The organism is Limnohabitans sp. 2KL-3 (assembly GCF_001269405.1).
Classification (GTDB): Bacteria; Pseudomonadota; Gammaproteobacteria; order Burkholderiales; family Burkholderiaceae_C; genus Limnohabitans_A.
Genome location: NZ_CXON01000001.1, coordinates 283,391 through 299,348, shown reverse-complemented (window position 1 = coordinate 299,348; position 15,958 = coordinate 283,391). Strand labels below are relative to the sequence as shown.

Annotated in this window: 16 protein-coding genes; 13 read left to right on the top strand and 3 right to left on the bottom strand. The window is 60.6% G+C overall.

The features are described from left to right. Window positions 1-6 precede the first annotated feature (6 nt). The 3 genes from radA to AMM41_RS01360 are packed head-to-tail and all read right to left on the bottom strand — an operon-like array spanning window position 7 to window position 5,272. Window positions 7-1,383 carry a DNA repair protein RadA gene (gene radA / locus AMM41_RS01370; protein WP_089952211.1) on the bottom strand — a complete coding sequence of 459 codons (1,377 nt, stop codon included), beginning with the start codon at window positions 1,381-1,383 and terminating at the stop codon, window positions 7-9. A gap of 44 nt (window positions 1,384-1,427) precedes the next feature. Next, entirely contained in the window at window positions 1,428-2,549 is a 1,122-nt protein-coding gene (locus AMM41_RS01365) for an NAD(P)H-dependent flavin oxidoreductase (RefSeq protein ID WP_089952210.1), read from the bottom strand. A 47-nt stretch (window positions 2,550-2,596) separates the two neighbouring features. Further along, complete coding sequence (locus AMM41_RS01360; protein ID WP_194944558.1) at window positions 2,597-5,272, bottom strand: response regulator; 2,676 nt, start codon at window positions 5,270-5,272, stop codon at window positions 2,597-2,599. A gap of 243 nt (window positions 5,273-5,515) precedes the next feature. Here AMM41_RS01360 and hpaR point away from each other — a divergent pair, with 243 nt between their 5' ends. The 13 genes from hpaR to AMM41_RS01295 all read left to right on the top strand — a co-directional run bounded on the left by hpaR (window position 5,516) and on the right by AMM41_RS01295 (window position 15,928). Continuing rightward, a complete protein-coding gene (gene hpaR, locus AMM41_RS01355) occupies window positions 5,516-6,004 on the top strand; it encodes a homoprotocatechuate degradation operon regulator HpaR (RefSeq protein ID WP_089952205.1) in 489 nt (162 codons plus the stop codon). Further along, window positions 6,001-6,633 carry a fumarylacetoacetate hydrolase family protein gene (locus AMM41_RS01350; protein ID WP_089952204.1) on the top strand — a complete coding sequence of 211 codons (633 nt, stop codon included), beginning with the start codon at window positions 6,001-6,003 and terminating at the stop codon, window positions 6,631-6,633. Before hpaR ends, AMM41_RS01350 begins: the two co-directional genes overlap by 4 nt. After that, window positions 6,630-7,394: a fumarylacetoacetate hydrolase family protein gene (locus AMM41_RS01345; RefSeq protein ID WP_089952202.1), complete on the top strand. Its 765-nt coding sequence runs from the start codon at window positions 6,630-6,632 to the stop codon at window positions 7,392-7,394. The genes AMM41_RS01350 and AMM41_RS01345 overlap by 4 nt, the downstream gene beginning before the upstream one ends. A 104-nt stretch (window positions 7,395-7,498) precedes the next feature. Further along, on the top strand, window positions 7,499-8,968 hold the full coding sequence (gene hpaE / locus AMM41_RS01340) for a 5-carboxymethyl-2-hydroxymuconate semialdehyde dehydrogenase (RefSeq protein ID WP_089952200.1): 1,470 nt from the start codon (window positions 7,499-7,501) through the stop codon (window positions 8,966-8,968). 69 nt (window positions 8,969-9,037) lie between these two features. Continuing rightward, window positions 9,038-9,313: a ribbon-helix-helix domain-containing protein gene (locus AMM41_RS01335; RefSeq protein WP_089952198.1), complete on the top strand. Its 276-nt coding sequence runs from the start codon at window positions 9,038-9,040 to the stop codon at window positions 9,311-9,313. Continuing rightward, window positions 9,310-9,705 carry a type II toxin-antitoxin system VapC family toxin gene (locus AMM41_RS01330; RefSeq protein ID WP_089952196.1) on the top strand — a complete coding sequence of 132 codons (396 nt, stop codon included), beginning with the start codon at window positions 9,310-9,312 and terminating at the stop codon, window positions 9,703-9,705. Before AMM41_RS01335 ends, AMM41_RS01330 begins: the two co-directional genes overlap by 4 nt. Window positions 9,706-9,738: 33 nt before the next feature. Further along, window positions 9,739-10,665: a 3,4-dihydroxyphenylacetate 2,3-dioxygenase gene (gene hpaD / locus AMM41_RS01325; RefSeq protein WP_089952194.1), complete on the top strand. Its 927-nt coding sequence runs from the start codon at window positions 9,739-9,741 to the stop codon at window positions 10,663-10,665. A gap of 94 nt (window positions 10,666-10,759) precedes the next feature. Next, complete coding sequence (locus AMM41_RS01320) at window positions 10,760-11,215, top strand: 5-carboxymethyl-2-hydroxymuconate Delta-isomerase (protein WP_089952593.1); 456 nt, start codon at window positions 10,760-10,762, stop codon at window positions 11,213-11,215. A 102-nt stretch (window positions 11,216-11,317) separates the two neighbouring features. After that, window positions 11,318-12,133: a 2-oxo-hept-4-ene-1,7-dioate hydratase gene (gene hpaH / locus AMM41_RS01315; protein ID WP_089952192.1), complete on the top strand. Its 816-nt coding sequence runs from the start codon at window positions 11,318-11,320 to the stop codon at window positions 12,131-12,133. Window positions 12,134-12,278: 145 nt separating this feature from the next. Beyond that, entirely contained in the window at window positions 12,279-13,094 is an 816-nt protein-coding gene (locus tag AMM41_RS01310; RefSeq protein ID WP_089952190.1) for an aldolase/citrate lyase family protein, read from the top strand. Between the two features lie 166 nt (window positions 13,095-13,260). Beyond that, window positions 13,261-14,049 (top strand): class II aldolase/adducin family protein, encoded by a 789-nt coding sequence (locus AMM41_RS01305; RefSeq protein ID WP_089952591.1) that lies wholly within the window; start codon window positions 13,261-13,263, stop codon window positions 14,047-14,049. After that, complete coding sequence (locus AMM41_RS01300) at window positions 14,046-15,023, top strand: 2-dehydropantoate 2-reductase (protein ID WP_089952188.1); 978 nt, start codon at window positions 14,046-14,048, stop codon at window positions 15,021-15,023. The genes AMM41_RS01305 and AMM41_RS01300 overlap by 4 nt, the downstream gene beginning before the upstream one ends. Before the next feature lie 5 nt (window positions 15,024-15,028). After that, window positions 15,029-15,928, top strand: coding sequence for an EamA family transporter (locus AMM41_RS01295; RefSeq protein WP_089952185.1), 900 nt, complete (start codon window positions 15,029-15,031; stop codon window positions 15,926-15,928). Window positions 15,929-15,958: the final 30 nt, after the last annotated feature.

Genomic DNA, 15,958 nt, shown 5'->3' with positions numbered 1-15,958 from the left:
CTGTCATCAAGTCAGTGATCGGATGAGGCTCATGGCCTCCTCAATCCTTTCAACCCCATGCACAGTCATGCCCTGAATGGGGTTTTTGGGTGCATTCGCTTTGGGGATGATCGCAGCCGTGAAGCCCAGTTTGGCCGCCTCTTTCAAGCGGTCTTGCCCACGTGGTGCAGGGCGTACTTCGCCCGCCAAGCCGACTTCGCCAAAAGCCAAAAAACCTTTGGGCAAGGCTTTGCCGCGCAAGCTGCTGGTGATGGCCAGCATCACCGCCAAGTCGGCCGCTGGTTCGCTGATGCGCACGCCGCCGACCGCATTCACAAAGACGTCTTGGTCCATGCAGGCCACGCCCGCATGGCGGTGCAGCACCGCCAGCAGCATGGCCAGGCGGTCGCGGTCCAGGCCCACGCTCAAGCGGCGGGGCGATGGGCCGCCGCTGTCCACCAGGGCTTGAATCTCGACCAACAACGGTCGCGTGCCTTCGAGCGTGACCATCACGCAGCTGCCGGGCACGGGCTCGGCGTGCTGGCTCAAAAAGATGGCGCTGGGGTTGCTGACACCTTTGAGGCCTTTTTCGGTCATGGCGAACACGCCAATTTCGTTCACCGCGCCAAATCGGTTCTTGATGGCGCGGATCAGGCGGAAGTTGGAATGCGTGTCGCCTTCAAAGTAGAGCACCGTGTCCACCATGTGTTCCAGCACACGGGGGCCAGCCAGAGCCCCTTCTTTGGTGACGTGGCCCACGAGCACGATGGTGGTGCCCGTCGATTTGGCGGTGCGCGTCAGGTGCGCCGCGCATTCACGCACCTGCGCCACCGAGCCGGGTGCGCTGGTCAATTGGTCCGAATACACCGTCTGAATCGAGTCGATGATGGCGATGCCCGGCTGGCGCGATTGCAAGGTGTGCAGGATTTTTTCGAGCTGAATTTCGGGCAGCACCGGCACTTGCGAGTCGGGCAGGCCCAGGCGGCGCGAGCGCATGGCCACTTGCGCACCGCTTTCCTCACCCGTCACGTACAGGGTGTTCATGCCGCTGCGCTGCAAGGCGTCCACCGCCTGCAGCAGCAAGGTGGATTTGCCAATGCCCGGGTCACCGCCGATCAGCACCACCCCGCCTTCGACCATGCCGCCGCCCAACACCCGGTCGAGCTCGTCGATGCCCGTGGGGTGGCGTTCAAAGTCGGCCGCTTCGATTTGTGCCAAGGGCAGCACTTCAGACGTGGGCGCCAGCGAGGCGTGCACCGAGCCAAAGCGGTTTTTGCCGCCTGCGGGCTCGGCCGAGGCTTCGATCAGGGTGTTCCAGGCGTTGCAGCTGGGGCATTTGCCCATCCAGCGGGCGCTGGTGCCACCGCATTCGGTGCAGGTGAATATCGATTTGTCTTTGGCCATGGGGGTGATTGTGCCTTTGAGGTCAGGCGGACCAAGCCAGCGCTCTAGCCCGCGTCGTGGTTCCTCAGGGGGGCATGTGGCGCTGGTGTGGGGCTGCTGTGGGGCTTGGCCATTTCGGGCGCATCCAGCCAGGCCTGCACAAACTCGCGGGTGATGTCGGAGGCACTCAGGCTGCGTGCAAGACTTGCATTTTGTCCGGCCCACAAAGGCGTGAAGTCGGTCCTGCCCAAGGCTTCGGCGGCCGTTCTTAAGGGGGTGATGTCGGCCGTGGCCAGCGGGAAGGCGGGTGCTTGGCTGCTCACCGGGCCGAGTTCGCGCATGGCCCGGTTGACGATGCCTCGGGCCGGCCGGCCGCTGAACACCGGGGTCAAGGCGGTGTGTCGGGCAGCGTCTGATTGGAGCGCTGCACGGTGCAAGGCGCTGGTGGTGGCTTCATGGCTGCACAAATAAGCCGTGCCGATTTGCACGCCATGCGCGCCGAGCATTTTGGCGGCTGCAATGCTTTGTGCACTGCCAATGCCCCCTGCTGCAATGACGGGCACATCGAGGGCGTGCACGATTTGCGGCAACAAGGCGAAGGTGCCGACTTGGGTGCTCAGGTCTTGGGTCAAAAACATCCCGCGATGTCCACCGGCTTCCAGTCCTTGTGCGATCACGGCGTCCACCCCGTTCGCTTGGAGCCACAGGGCTTCTTGCACGGTGGTCGCGCTCGAGAGCACCATGGATCCCCAACTTTTGACCCGGGCCAGCAAGTCGGGTGCGGGCAGGCCAAAGTGAAAACTCACCACCGCAGGTGCAAAGGCCTCCAGCACATCGGCGCTGTCGTGGTTGAAGGGCAATCGGCCGGGCTCGGTGCTGGGGGGCCTTGTGTCAAGTCCGAGTTCACGGCGGTAGGGGGCCAGTATTTCTTGCCAGTGTGCTTGGATCACCGGGTCGGGTGTGGGCGTGGTGTGGCAAAAGAAGTTGACGTTGAACGGACCGTTCGTTGCCGATTTCAGGGCCTGCAATTGCGCCTGCAAGGCCGGTGGGTTGAGCATGGCGGCAGGCAAGGAGCCGAGGCCACCGGCTTGACACACGGCGATGGCCAAGTCGTGATTTTGGACACCCGCCATGGGGGCTTGAATGATCGGGGCCGACAGCCCCAGTGTTTTGAAGAAAGCGTGCATGCATGCACTTTAGCGTCAAGGCCAAGGCGTGCAAAGACTTGACCGTATCAAGCGCCGGGCCTTGTCGGTTGGGGGAGCAGACGTTTGATTTCGGTGCGCAAGGCCTCCACCGCAATGGGTTTGGACACATAGCCGTCCATGCCCGACTCGATGTAACGCTCTCGGTCCCCTTTGAGGGCGTTGGCCGTGACGGCAATGATCGGGGTGCGTCGCATCTTTTGAGCCAGTTCCATGGCGCGGATGGCCTGCGTGGCCTCAATGCCGCCCATCTCGGGCATCTGGATGTCCATCATGATCAGGTCAAAGGTGCTTGCCGTGCAGGCCTCGATGGCTTCAACGCCATTGTTGGCAATGGTGACTTCATAGCCCATGCGGGTCAACAAAATGGTTTCCAGCGTTTGGTTGATGGGCGTGTCTTCGACGAGTAAAACCCGCTGAGGGCTTGCGGGTGAGTTTGAGCTCGGGGCAGGTTCTTCCTTGCCCTCAGCCAAAGGACAGGTCAAGGTGTTGAGCATGGACACCAATTCATGGGTGTCGATGGGTTTGACCAAAAACCCCTGGATCCCCAGTGGGTCCAGTTGTTCCTGGCTGGTTTGTTCGCTCAAGGCCCCCATCATGATGATGGGCATCTGGGTGGCTGTGCGAATCTGCCTCAACTGAGACACCAGGGCGTAGCCATCAATGTCGGGCATGTTGACGTCGATCAATGCGCAACGCGCTTGCGCCAACTGGGGTGAGTGCAAGGCTTGTGCTGCGCCGTCTACGGCGGCCGCATGCAGGCCAATGGTCTGCAATTGTTGGCTCAGAACCTTGCGGCAACTGGCGTTGTCGTCGACCACGAGCAGGGTTTGACCCGCCAGTTGACGCGGAATCTCGTTTTGGTTCAAGGGCGCACTGACGGCTTGCTGCAGGTTCACGCCAAAACTGAAGGTGCTGCCGTGACCCAATTGACTGCTCACGCTGATGTCGCCGCCCATCATCTGAACCAAGCTGCGACTGATGGCCAGACCCAGACCTGAACCGCCAAAACGGCGCACCGTGCTGGAGTCGGCCTGGGTGAACACGTCAAAAATGATGGCTTGCTTGTCTGGGGAAATGCCAATGCCCGTGTCTTTGATGGAAAACTCCAGCCAGATGCCCTCGCTGCCCGGGGGGGTGGCCATGGGCTTGACACTGAGGACGATCTCGCCTTGAGCGGTGAATTTGATGGCGTTGCCCAGCAAGTTGGTGATGACCTGCTGCAAGCGCAGAGGGTCGCCGATCACCTGATCGGGCACCTTGCAGGCCATGTCGCACACCAGTTCCAGCTCTTTCTCGGATGCGCGCAAGGACAAGGTGCGGGTGGCCTGGCGGACCAGGCTGTGCAGTGAAAACAGGTGAGGATCCAGGCTCAGTTTGCGCGCTTCTATTTTGGAAAAATCGAGGATGTCGTTGATCACGGCCAGCAAGGAGTTGGCCGAGGTGGACACCATGTCCAAATAGCTGCGTTGCTCGGCCGTCATGCGGGTCTGAAGGCACAGCTCGGTCATGCCCAGAATGCCATTCATGGGGGTGCGGATTTCATGGCTCATATTGGCCAGAAAATGGCTTTTCGAGGCGTTGGCCGCTTGTGCGGCATCGCGCGCTTTGGACAGGTCGTTTTCGGCGCGGATGCGCGCTTCCACAAATTCATTGAAGGCGTGCACCACGGTTTTGATTTCTTTGCCCCCCAGCGCCCCAATGGGCGCGGCCAGGCGGCCATCGCGCATTTTGGAGGCCGTCTCGTGCATGGCTTTGGCCAGCAAACCCAGAGGTCGGACCAATCGCCCCACAAAGGTCCACATGAGCGGCACCATCACCAGCATCAGCAAAATGCTGATCCAGATCATTTTTTGAAACAAATCTTCAATGGGGGCAAAGGCCTCAGCCGAAGGAACCACCGAGGCCACCACCCAGTCGGTGGTTGTGAGCTTTTTGAAGGTGAACAAGCCTTTGAGTCCCCGCGTTGTGTAGCCTTCTTGGGTGCCCTCAAAACCGTTCATGGCGTTTTCAAAAGGGACGTTGCTGCTGCCTTCGGGAACTTTTTTGAAAATCAGTTCTGTGTCGGGGTGGGCAATGCGCAGTCGGTCCTTGGTGACCAAGTAAAAGTACCCTGTTTCGCCGTTTTTTCGGTTGGCGATGGAGCCCAGCAAATTGGGTTTGTACAGATTGAGCACGCCCCCCATGATCCCGATCAATTGGTTGTTTTTGCCCAAGATGGGCGCCGCGATCACCACGATGGGTTGTTTGGTGGCTTTGCCCAAAAATGGCTTGGAGATGACGGGCTCTTTGCTGGCGATGACGTCTTGGATGTAGTCCCTTGACGACATGTCCAGGTTTCTGCGTCCGGGCTTGATGGGCCAATCCACCAGCAAGACACCCTTGGCGTCAAAAACATACAAGTCGTCGTAGGTGGTGAGCAAGGCATGCTCGTTTTGCAATAAGCGTTCGAGTGTTGCGGTCTGGCCCATCGACTCAGCAGGCACATTCAAGGCCACATTGGCCAACATGCTGATGTTGTCTTGCAGTCTTTCGTCCAGGTGTGTGGCGAAATCTGACAGCAAGCGAAACTCGTGTTTTTCAATCCTTTGAACGATGTCTGCACGCATCACGTAAAACTGCAAACCCAACTGTGCGAGCAGCAAGAGGATGACCATGGCAATGGCACTGAGGGACAGTTGAAGTTTGATGCTGAGGTTTTTCATCGGTCGTTTTGCCATCGGGGGGCTTGCCCTGCAGGTCGTCAAGGTGGACTCAAAGGGGGCTGTTGACCCTTTTTATTGCGAACAAAAGAGTTCTTAATATTTTTAATTCTATTCTTATGCATGTTAAATATTTAAAAATCAATGGATCGTGATCGGATGGGCGGTACGGCGCTTTCGTCAAGCGCCAAAACACGGGTAAACCCTCGGGTGCGGATCGACTTAATCATTTAACATGTTAAATAAATGACCCCCCTACCGTTTGTTCACCGCAATCTCCCACTTTTGCTTTTACAGGCGCGTGAGGCCGTGATGGCGCACACCCGTCCCAGTTTGCGAGCCCACGGTCTGTCGGATCAGCAGTGGCGTGTTTTGCGTGTGTTGGGAGAGCATGCACAAGACCCGGAAGGCGTGGAAACCGGGCGTGTGGCCAAAGAGGCTTTTTTGCTCGGACCCAGTCTGACGGGGGTGCTGACTCGCATGGCCAGGGACGGTTTGATTGAGCGAAGCCCTTGCCCACAAGACGCACGCCGCACCGTGGTTCGCGCCACGGCTGCCGGTCTGGAGAAGGTTCATGCTTTGTCGCAAAGCATCGAAGCCCATTACGACTGGATGGAGCGACAACTGGGCAAACAGGCCCTGCAAAACCTTTATGTGTGGCTGGACACGGTGATCGCCATGGAGGTGGACCCGGCATGTGAACAGCAAAGGCCGCAAGGCCAGGAGGACGAATGAACCATTGGCAACCCCAGGGCACGGTGTATGGCACCTTGCTCAATTTTCGGCGTGAATGGGACTTTTGGGTCCCGAAAATGACGCAAGACCCTCACAAAGCGGCACCGCAAGCCCCTGTGCTTTATGTCAAGTCGGCCAACACTTTCAACCCGGGTAAAGTTTTGACGCTCCAAGACGGGATCAAAGAGGTGGACATCGGGGCCTGTTTGGGTCTGGTCATGGGCGAGCAAGGGCACGTTGAGGGTGTGGTGTTGCTCAATGACTGGTCGGTGCCCCACAGCAGTTATTTCCGTCCGCCGGTCAAGTTTCGCTGCCGTGACGGCTATTTGGGCTGCGGTGTGCCGCCCGTGCCTCTGTCGGCATTGGACCTGACATCACTGAGCATTTCGGTGCAGGTCAACGGGCAACGTGTTCAGACGGTGCACCTGTCCGATGTGGTGCGGCCCATGGACCGTTTGCTGGCCGATGTGGCCGAATTCATGACCTTGCAAGCGGGCGATGTGCTGATGCTGGGCACCGATGTGCTCGAGTCAGGCCAAAGGCCTCGAGCCCGTGCAGGCGATACCGTCTGTTTGATGGTGCCAGGCTTCGCACCTTGGGTTCAAACTGTTCAAGCGGAGGCCGCATGAAACACGCACGCATCGCCTGGTCGGGCGCCATCCAGCAAGCCGTGGAATCTGACGGCCAGTTGCTCATCACCCAAGGCCCGCACAAGGGCCACCGTGTGGCTTTTGACGAGGTCGTCTGGTTGCCTCCGCTCGCACCCGTGCCGCAAGCACGCACCGTCATCGCGCTGGGGCTGAACTACGCCGACCACGCCAAGGAACTGGCCTTCAAGGCCCCCGAAGAGCCGCTGGCCTTCATGAAGGGCGAAGCCTCGCTGATCGGGCACAAGGCCTTCACCAAGCGCCCCGCCGATGTGAAGTACATGCATTACGAATGCGAGCTGGCCGTGGTCATTGGCCGCACAGCGCGTCGTGTGAAAAAGGCCGACGCTTATGACTTCATCGCGGGTTACACCGTGGCCAACGACTACGCCATCCGCGACTACCTGGAAAACTGGTACCGCCCCAACCTGCGCGTGAAAAACCGCGACACCTGCACGCCCATTGGGCCGTGGCTGGTCGATGCGGCCGATGTGCCCAATCCCATGGCGCTGAAATTGCAGACCACCGTCAATGGCCAAGTCACCCAAAGCGGCAGCACGGCTGACATGATTTTTGATGTGCCAACGCTGATCGAATACTTCAGCAGCTTCATGACGCTCAAGCCCGGCGACTTGATCTTGACGGGTACGCCCGACGGCATCGTCAACGTGAACCCTGGCGATGTGGTTGTGACCGAGATCGAAGGCATCGGGGCGCTCACCAACACCCTTGTTTCATCATGACCTGAATCTGTGGGAGCGACGACCCCGTCGCGAATTGCTCAACGAGTGCTTCACTGATCGCGACGAGGGCGTCGCTCCTACAAAAAAACCGAGGAAGACCCGCTATGAAAATCAACCACCTCATCAATGGCCAAAGCGTCGCAGGCAGCGACTACTTTGAAACCGTCAACCCCGCCACCCAAGAAGTGCTGGCCGAAGTCGCCTCTGGCGGCGAAGCCGAGGTCAACGCCGCCGTCGCAGCGGCCAAAGCTGCTTTCCCGAAATGGGCCGCCACCCCCGCCACTGAGCGCGCCAAGATCATGCGCAAGCTGGGCGACCTGATCACCAAGCATGTGCCTGAAATCTCGGAGACCGAGACGAAAGACTGCGGCCAGACCATCAGCCAGACCGGCAAGCAGCTGGTGCCGCGCGCGGCCGACAACTTCCATTACTTTGCCGAAATGTGCACCCGCGTGGACGGCCACACCTACCCCACCCCCACGCACCTGAACTACACCCTGTTCCACCCGGTGGGTGTGTGCGCCCTCATCAGTCCCTGGAACGTGCCCTTCATGACCGCCACCTGGAAAGTCGCGCCGTGCCTGGCTTTTGGCAACACCGCTGTGCTCAAGATGAGCGAACTCTCACCCTTGAGCGCAGCGCGTCTGGGCGAGCTGGCGCTCGAAGCTGGCGTACCCGCAGGTGTTTTGAACCTCGTACATGGTTACGGCAAAGAAGCGGGCGAGCCGCTGGTGTCGCACCGCGATGTGCGCGCCATCAGCTTCACCGGCTCCACCGTCACCGGCAACCGCATCGTGCAAAGCGCGGGTCTTAAAAAGTTCAGCATGGAACTCGGCGGCAAGAGCCCCTTCGTGATCTTCGAAGACGCCGATTTGGACCGCGCACTCGATGCCGCCATCTTCATGATCTTCAGCAACAACGGCGAGCGCTGCACAGCAGGCAGCCGCATCCTGGTGCAGCAAAGCATCTACGCCGACTTTGCAACCAAGTTTGCCGAGCGTGCCAAACGCATCACCGTGGGCGACCCGCTCGATGAAAAAACCATCGTCGGTCCGATGATCAGCAAAGCCCACTTGGCCAAGGTGCGCAGCTACATTGAGCTGGGACCCAAAGAAGGCGCGACCCTGCTGTGCGGCGGACTGGACCAACCCGGCTACGCTGCCGATTTGCCTGCGCATGTGAAGAGCGGTAACTTCGTCTGGCCCACCGTGTTTGCCGATGTCGACAACCGCATGCGCATCGCCCAAGAAGAAATCTTCGGTCCCGTGGCTTGCCTGATCCCGTTCAAGGACGAGCAGGATGCGATTGAAAAAGCCAACGACATTGAATATGGCCTCTCCAGCTATGTCTGGACCGAGAACCTGGGCAAAGCGCACCGCGTGGCAGCTGCAGTCGAGGCGGGCATGTGTTTTGTGAACAGCCAGAACGTGCGCGACCTGCGCCAACCCTTTGGCGGCACCAAGGCCAGCGGCACCGGCCGCGAAGGCGGCACCTGGAGCTACGAAGTGTTTTGTGAACCCAAAAACGTGGCGGTGTCCTTGGGCGGTCACCACATCCCGCATTGGGGTGTATGACAATTTCCCGTCATCTGTCATACTTGATGTCATGCATTCATTTCGAATGTGTATGACAAGGAGTGAGCCATGTTGTCTGTCCGCCTGCCTGAAACCGTTGAACGTGAACTGACCCAGTATTGCGCTGCGCGCAAGCTGAGCAAGTCACACGTCGTGCAGGAAGCACTGGCCGAATATTTGGTGGCGGCCAAAACAGCCTCCGGCCACAACGCAGCGCCGGAGCCCGATCTGTCGTTTTTGGCACCCGATGACCCGATCCGTCAATTCATTGGCATCGTCAAGGATGGCCCCAGCACAGACGAATGGATGGCCATCACGCGTGGCGAGGATTGGAACAAGCCATGATCCTGGTCGACACCAACGTTCTGCTCGACATCTACAAGGCAGACCCGATCTGGATGCCCTGGTCTTTGCAACAACTGCGCAGCGCCAAAGCCGGAAAACTGGGCACCAACATGGTGGTCTATGCCGAGCTGGCTGGGCACCCTGGAGAGCCTGCGAATCTGGATACTTTTTTGGACACACTGGGCATCCGCTTGGCAGAGCTGTCACGACCTGCCGCAAAGCTGGCCGGTCAGGCTTTTCGTCAGTACCGCCAACGCGGCGGCACCAAAACCGGCGTCCTGCCCGACTTTTTCATCGGCGCACATGCCCAAGCCGAGGGCTATCCATTGCTCACCCGCGATGCGGGGCGCTACCGCAGCTACTTTCCGGGCATTGACCTGATCAGTCCCTGACCCATCCCCCACACGCACAGACAGGACACCCCCATGGGACAACTCGCCCTCGCCGCCAAAATCACCCACGTACCCAGCATGTACCTGAGTGAAATTCCCGGCCCACGCTTTGGCACGCGCCAAAGCGCCATCGACGGCCACCATGAAATCAGCCGCCGTTGCCGCGCCATGGGGGTCGATACTTTGGTGGTGTTTGACACGCACTGGCTGGTCAACGCCAGTTACCACATCAACTGTGGCCCGCATTTCAAGGGCGTGTACACCAGCAACGAGTTGCCACACTTCATCAGCAATATGGCGTTTGAGTCACCCGGTAACCCTGCGCTGGGGCACTTGCTGGCCCAAGTGGCAAACGACCATGGCGTGGAAACCCTGGCGCACGACGCCACCACTTTGCAGCCCGAATACGGCACGCTGGTGCCGCTGCGTTACATGAACGCCGACCAGCACTTCAAGGTGATCTCGGTCTCGGCTTTGTGCACCTCGCACTATTTGGCCGACAGCGCACGTCTGGGTTGGGCCATGCGCGAGGCGGTGGAAAAGCATTACGACGGCAAGGTGGCGTTTTTGGCCAGTGGCAGTCTGAGCCACCGTTTTGCGCAAAACGGTTTGGCCCCGGAGTTCGCCCACAAAATCTGGAGCCCTTTCCTCGAAAAACTCGACGAGCAAGTGCTGCGCATGTGGGACCAGCGCGAGTGGAAAGCCTTTTGCGAGATGCTGCCCGAGTACGCCAGCAAAGGTCACGGCGAAGGCTTCATGCACGACACCGCCATGCTGATGGGGGCATTGGGTTGGACGGACTATGACGGCGCGGTGGACATGGTGACCCCGTATTTCGGGGCCAGCGGCACAGGTCAGCTCAACGCGATTTTTGAAGTGACACCCCAAAAAGGCGAGCACATCCCGGCAGCCGTGGCCAGCAGCGCGGCGGGTTACACGGCTGTGAGTACAAGGCTATGAACTTTCCCCGCAGGTCGGCGGCTTTAGCCCCGACATGGACCTTTACCAAACCACCCATGTCGGACCTGAAGGTCCGACCTACAAAGACCTCGCTATGCCCCATCTTGTGATTCTCTACACCGGCCAGCTCGACGCCGAGGTCAACATGACGACCCTGTGCCGCCAGATGGCTGACGCCATGCTCACCGTCAAAGATGACGAAGGCAAGCAAGTCTTTCCGACCGGTGGCACGCGGGTGTTGGCTTACCCCGCGCCGCATTACGCCGTGGCCGATGGCGGCGCGGCGGGCAAAGCGGCAGGGCTGCATGAGCAGAACCCCCACGGGGGTTCTGGCGACTACGCTTTTGTGTACCTGAATGTGCGCATGGGCCGGGGCCGCAGCGAGGCCACGCAACAACGCGCTGGGCAAACATTGCTCGAAGTGGCCAAGGCCTTTTTTGCCCCCGTGATGGCGCAACGCCACATCGGCATCACGCTGCAGATCGACGTGGGACCCGAGGTGTTTGACGCCAAGCACAGCAACATCCATCCTTTGTTCAACAAGACCTGATTTGTCCTGACCTGGTTGTGGGAGCCGCGCCCTCGCGGCGATGAACCCCGGCAAGGTCAATGAAAACATCGCGGCGAGGGTGCCGCTCTGACAGGAAACACCATGTTTGACGACACATTGATCCAGCAGCTCGCCCACGAGCTCAACCAGTCCGAAAAATCCCGCTTGCAAATCGAGCACTTTTCCAAGCGCTACCCGGGCATGACCATCGAAGACGGCTACCGCATCAACCGCGCCTGGATGCAGATCAAGTTCGCCGAAGGGCGCACCATGATTGGCCACAAAATTGGGCTGACCAGCCGCGCCATGCAAGTCTCCAGCCAGATTGACGAGCCCGACTACGGCACCTTGCTTGACGACATGCGCTACACCTGCACACCCGGTCAGGTGCTCGACATTCCCTTCACCGATTTCATCGCCCCGCGTGTCGAGGTGGAGCTGGCCTTCATCCTCAAAAAAGAACTGCGCGGCCCCAACGTGACGGTGCAGCAGGTGCTGGAAGCCACCGACTACGTGACGCCCGCCATCGAGATCATCGATTCGCGCATCGAGCAGTTCGACCGCCACACCAAGGTCATGCGCAAGGTGTACGACACCATCAGCGACAACGCCGCCAATGCGGGCATCGTGCTCGGAGCCAAGCGGGTCGACCCGCTCACCACCGACTTGCCTTGGTGCGGTGCGGTCTTGCGCCAAAACGGCGTGGTCGAAGAAACGGGTCTGGCTGCGGGCGTGCAAGGACACCCGGCCGTGGGCATTGCCTGGCTGGCCAACAAACTCGCGCCCTGGGGCGAACACCTGCAGGCGGGCGAGATTGTGCTGGCCGGCTCGTTCACCAAACCCGCACTCGCCAAGGTGGGCGATGTGTTTGAGGTGGACTACGGACCTTTGGGCAAACTGGAGTTCAAATTCACTTAACACCAGGGCGTTTTGCAAGCCCACGCTGATCGGGTCTGGCGGGCCTGGTTGGGCGATGTGGCAAAGCGAAGCGCCTCTGAGCCCGGCCAGGCCCGCCAGACCCGATCAGCATCCTCGTCGAAGCCATTAACAAAGGAAACACCCCATGAACACGCCTGTGAATCTTTTCAAAAAAGCCCTGCAACACCAACAGCCCCAGATCGGTCTTTGGATGGGCCTGGCCAGCGCCTACACCGCCGAAATCTGCGCCCTGTCGGGCTTTGACTGGTTGGTGATCGACGGCGAACACGCGCCCAACGACCTGCGCAGCATCCAGGCCCAGCTGCAAACCCTGGACGCTTACCCCGGCAGCCACCCGGTGTGCCGCGTGCCTTTGGGTGAGACGGCGCTCATCAAGCAATACCTCGACCTCGGGGCGCAAAACATTTTGGTGCCCATGGTGGATACGGCCGAGCAAGCCACGCAGCTGGTGCAAGCCATGCGTTACCCGCAGGACGATGGCCAAGGCGGCGTGCGTGGCATGGCGGGCGCACGGGCCTCGCGCTGGGGCCATTACCCTGATTACTTCAAGCGTGCCAACGAAGAAGTCTGCCTCTTGGTGCAAGTCGAATCGCGTGAAGCACTGAAGAACCTGGACGCGATTGTCGCCACGCCCGGCGTGGACGGTGTGTTCATCGGCCCGGCCGACCTCTCGGCCTCCATGGGCCATGTGGGCAATGCCGCTCACCCCGAAGTGCAAGCGGCCATCGAAGACGCCATCGCCCGCATCTTGAAAGCGGGCAAAGCCCCCGGCATCCTCACGCCCGACCGCGCTCTGGCCGCCCATTACCTGAAGCTGGGTGCGGTGTTTGTGGCTGTGGGTCTGGATACCCAACTCTTGATGCGCCACACCACCGATCTGGCAGCGCATTTCAAGTCAAACTTGTCAGCCGCTGCACCCGCCAAAGGCGCAACATATTAATTGGGATCTGACCCCAATTAATCAATGTCATGCCGGACTTGATCCGGCATCCAATTGACCACAGTGGCCAATATGGACCCCGGATCGAGTCCGGGGTGACGGGCTTGGGGTTACAAAGGCAACGATCTGGTTCTGGATGACACTCAAAAACACAAGGAAACCCACCATGTTCCCCACCCCCCAACCCTTGGTGCCCTCGCTGCAAGCGCAGGTGCACCCCGATGAATGGCAAGCGCGTTTGCAGCTGGCCGCGTGCTACCGGGTGTTCGCACTGCTCGGCTGGACCGAGATGATCTACAACCACATCACGCTGCGCCTGCCGGACAGCGTCACGGGGGGTGACAAGCATTTTTTGATCAACCCCTTCGGGCTGCACTACAGCGAAGTCACCGCCAGCAATTTGGTCAAGATCGACGTGCAAGGACGCAAACTCGATGGCTCGCCCTACCCCGTCAACCCGGCGGGTTTCACGGTGCATGCGGCGGTGCACGAAGGCCTGGCCGGGGCGCATTGCGTGATGCACACCCACACCACGGCAGGTGTGGCGGTGGCCTGTTTGCAAGGCGGCTTGCAGCAGACCAATTTTTACAGTGCGCAGTTGCACAACATGGTGGCCTACCATGACTTTGAAGGCATCACCATCCACGCCGAAGAAGCGCCGCGCCTGCTGCGCAGCATCGGCGACAAGCAGGCTGTCATTTTGCGCAACCACGGTCTGCTGGCCTGGGGCCACACCTTGCCGCAAACCTTTGCGGTGATTTGGACTTTGCAGCGTGCCTGCGAAATCCAAATGGCCACGCTGAGCATGGGCCAGCCCATTGTGGTGCCCGAAGCGGTTGCGGACCAATGCACCCGTGACGCGCTGCAGTTCAACCCGAACCACGGCGCGGGCGAAGACGTTTTCCAAGCACTGGTTCGCCAGATTGACCGACAAGACACAGGGTGGCGCGCATGAAAGTTTGTATCTACGGCGCAGGCGCCATTGGCGGCTGGATCGGGGCGCACCTGGCGCAGCAAGGCTGCAGCCTGAGCGCGGTGGCGCGAGGCGCCACACTCGAAGCCCTGCAACAAAACGGCTTGGTGCTGTTGCAAGGTGACCAGGAAATCCACACCTCATTGGTGGCTCGCGAGAACCCGGTCGATCTGGGCGTGCAAGACCTGGTGATCGTGGCCGTGAAAGCCCCCGCCATGGCCGACGTGGCCCGGCGCATCGGGCCACTCATCGGCCCCAACACCGTGGTGCTGACGGCCATGAACGGCGTGCCGTGGTGGTTTTTGCAGGGCTTTGGTGGTGCGTTGGCTGGCACCCATCTGGACTCGGTGGACCCGGGCGGCGTGATCGCGCAGCACATCCCGGCGGCGCACATTGTGGGTGGCGTGGTGCACGCCAGCTGCTCGGTCGATGTGCCGGGCGTGATCCGGCACCACTTTGGCAATGGCCTGATTGTGGGTGAGCCCAGTGGGGTGGATACGCCCCGCGTGCAGGCGCTGGCCGCCTTGTTGGTGCAAGCGGGTTTCAACGCCACGGTCTCGCCCCAAATCCAGAAAGACGTCTGGTACAAGCTCTGGGGCAACATGACCATCAACCCCATCAGCGCCTTCACCGGAGCCACGACCGACGTGATTTTGGACGACCCGCTGGTGCGCGATTTTGTCTCGCGCATCATGCTCGAAGCCAAGGCCATTGGTGAGCACATCGGCATCCCGATTGCGCAAACCCCCGAAGACCGCCACGCCGTCACGCGCAAGCTGGGGGCGTTTCGCACATCGATGCTGCAAGACGTGGACGCGGGCAAACCGGTCGAGCTCGACGCCCTGGTGGCCGCCGTGCGCGAGCTGGGCCAGCTGAGCCATGTGGCCACCCCCTTCACCGATGCCTTGCTGGGCCTGTCTCGCCTGCATGCCCGGGGCCTGGGTCTCTACCCGTGAGCACAATGGCCAAACCGGGCTTGAGCGGCGCGGCCTTTGGCACCTTGCTGCTGATCGCCTTCATGATGGGGGCCAACCATGTGGCCGCCCGCACCGCTTTCAACCACGGGCTGGATGTGGTGACGGCGGTGACGGTGCGCAGCGTCATCACGGCCACCGTGGTGGTGCTGATCTTGTGGCAGCAAAAGGTGGCCTGGCGTGTTTTGCCCGGGCAGCGCAAATACCTGGGCACGGTGGGCCTGCTGATCGCGGTGCAAAGCGTGTGCCTGTACTCGGCGGTGGCGCGTTTGCCCGTGGCGCTGGCCTTGTTGGCCTTCAACACGTACCCGCTGACCACGGCCTTGTGGGCCAGGATTTTGTACGGCCACCAACCGGAACGCGCCGTGCTGTGGGCCATGCCGGTGATGATGGCCGGGCTGGCCTTGGCGCTGGACGTGCTGGGCGCGGCCTCGGGCCTGGGCGCGGCGCGTCACTGGGCAGAAATCGGGGCGGGTGTGGGTTTTGCATTGGCTGCTTCGGCCACTTTTGGCCTGGCCTTGGTGCTCACCCAGCACGAGACGGTGGGGGTGGACGGGCGTCTGCGCACCTTCACCACCATGGCCACCGTGGGTGTGCTGGCCGCCAGCGTGGCGCTCACACAAGGCGGGTTTCAGTGGCCGCAGGCTGTGCCCGGATGGTGGGGGCTGGGGCTACTCACCTTTTTGTACGGCACCGCTTTCACCATCATGTTCACCGTGCTGCCCAAGCTGGGCGTGGTGGGCAACTCGGCCATCATGAATGTGGAGCCCATCTTTGCACTGGTGCTGGCTTGGGCGCTGCTGGGTCAGGCCATCGCCCCCATGCAATTGCTGGGGGCGGCGGTGGTGGTGGCCACAGTCATGTGGCTGGGTTTGCGAAAACGCTGAAAGGGCCTTTTCTGCCGCTGGACCCGGGTT

Bases quoted from the DNA above. Each gene is read 5' to 3' on its own strand.
- radA (WP_089952211.1), bottom strand. From the start codon at position 1,383: ATGGCCAAAGACAAATCGATATTCACCTGCACCGAATGCGGTGGCACC.
- AMM41_RS01365 (WP_089952210.1), bottom strand. From the start codon at position 2,549: ATGCACGCTTTCTTCAAAACACTGGGGCTGTCGGCCCCGATCATTCAA.
- AMM41_RS01360 (WP_194944558.1), bottom strand. From the start codon at position 5,272: ATGAAAAACCTCAGCATCAAACTTCAACTGTCCCTCAGTGCCATTGCC.
- hpaR (WP_089952205.1), top strand. From the start codon at position 5,516: ATGACCCCCCTACCGTTTGTTCACCGCAATCTCCCACTTTTGCTTTTA.
- AMM41_RS01350 (WP_089952204.1), top strand. From the start codon at position 6,001: ATGAACCATTGGCAACCCCAGGGCACGGTGTATGGCACCTTGCTCAAT.
- AMM41_RS01345 (WP_089952202.1), top strand. From the start codon at position 6,630: ATGAAACACGCACGCATCGCCTGGTCGGGCGCCATCCAGCAAGCCGTG.
- hpaE (WP_089952200.1), top strand. From the start codon at position 7,499: ATGAAAATCAACCACCTCATCAATGGCCAAAGCGTCGCAGGCAGCGAC.
- AMM41_RS01335 (WP_089952198.1), top strand. From the start codon at position 9,038: ATGTTGTCTGTCCGCCTGCCTGAAACCGTTGAACGTGAACTGACCCAG.
- AMM41_RS01330 (WP_089952196.1), top strand. From the start codon at position 9,310: ATGATCCTGGTCGACACCAACGTTCTGCTCGACATCTACAAGGCAGAC.
- hpaD (WP_089952194.1), top strand. From the start codon at position 9,739: ATGGGACAACTCGCCCTCGCCGCCAAAATCACCCACGTACCCAGCATG.
- AMM41_RS01320 (WP_089952593.1), top strand. From the start codon at position 10,760: ATGCCCCATCTTGTGATTCTCTACACCGGCCAGCTCGACGCCGAGGTC.
- hpaH (WP_089952192.1), top strand. From the start codon at position 11,318: ATGTTTGACGACACATTGATCCAGCAGCTCGCCCACGAGCTCAACCAG.
- AMM41_RS01310 (WP_089952190.1), top strand. From the start codon at position 12,279: ATGAACACGCCTGTGAATCTTTTCAAAAAAGCCCTGCAACACCAACAG.
- AMM41_RS01305 (WP_089952591.1), top strand. From the start codon at position 13,261: ATGTTCCCCACCCCCCAACCCTTGGTGCCCTCGCTGCAAGCGCAGGTG.
- AMM41_RS01300 (WP_089952188.1), top strand. From the start codon at position 14,046: ATGAAAGTTTGTATCTACGGCGCAGGCGCCATTGGCGGCTGGATCGGG.
- AMM41_RS01295 (WP_089952185.1), top strand. From the start codon at position 15,029: ATGGCCAAACCGGGCTTGAGCGGCGCGGCCTTTGGCACCTTGCTGCTG.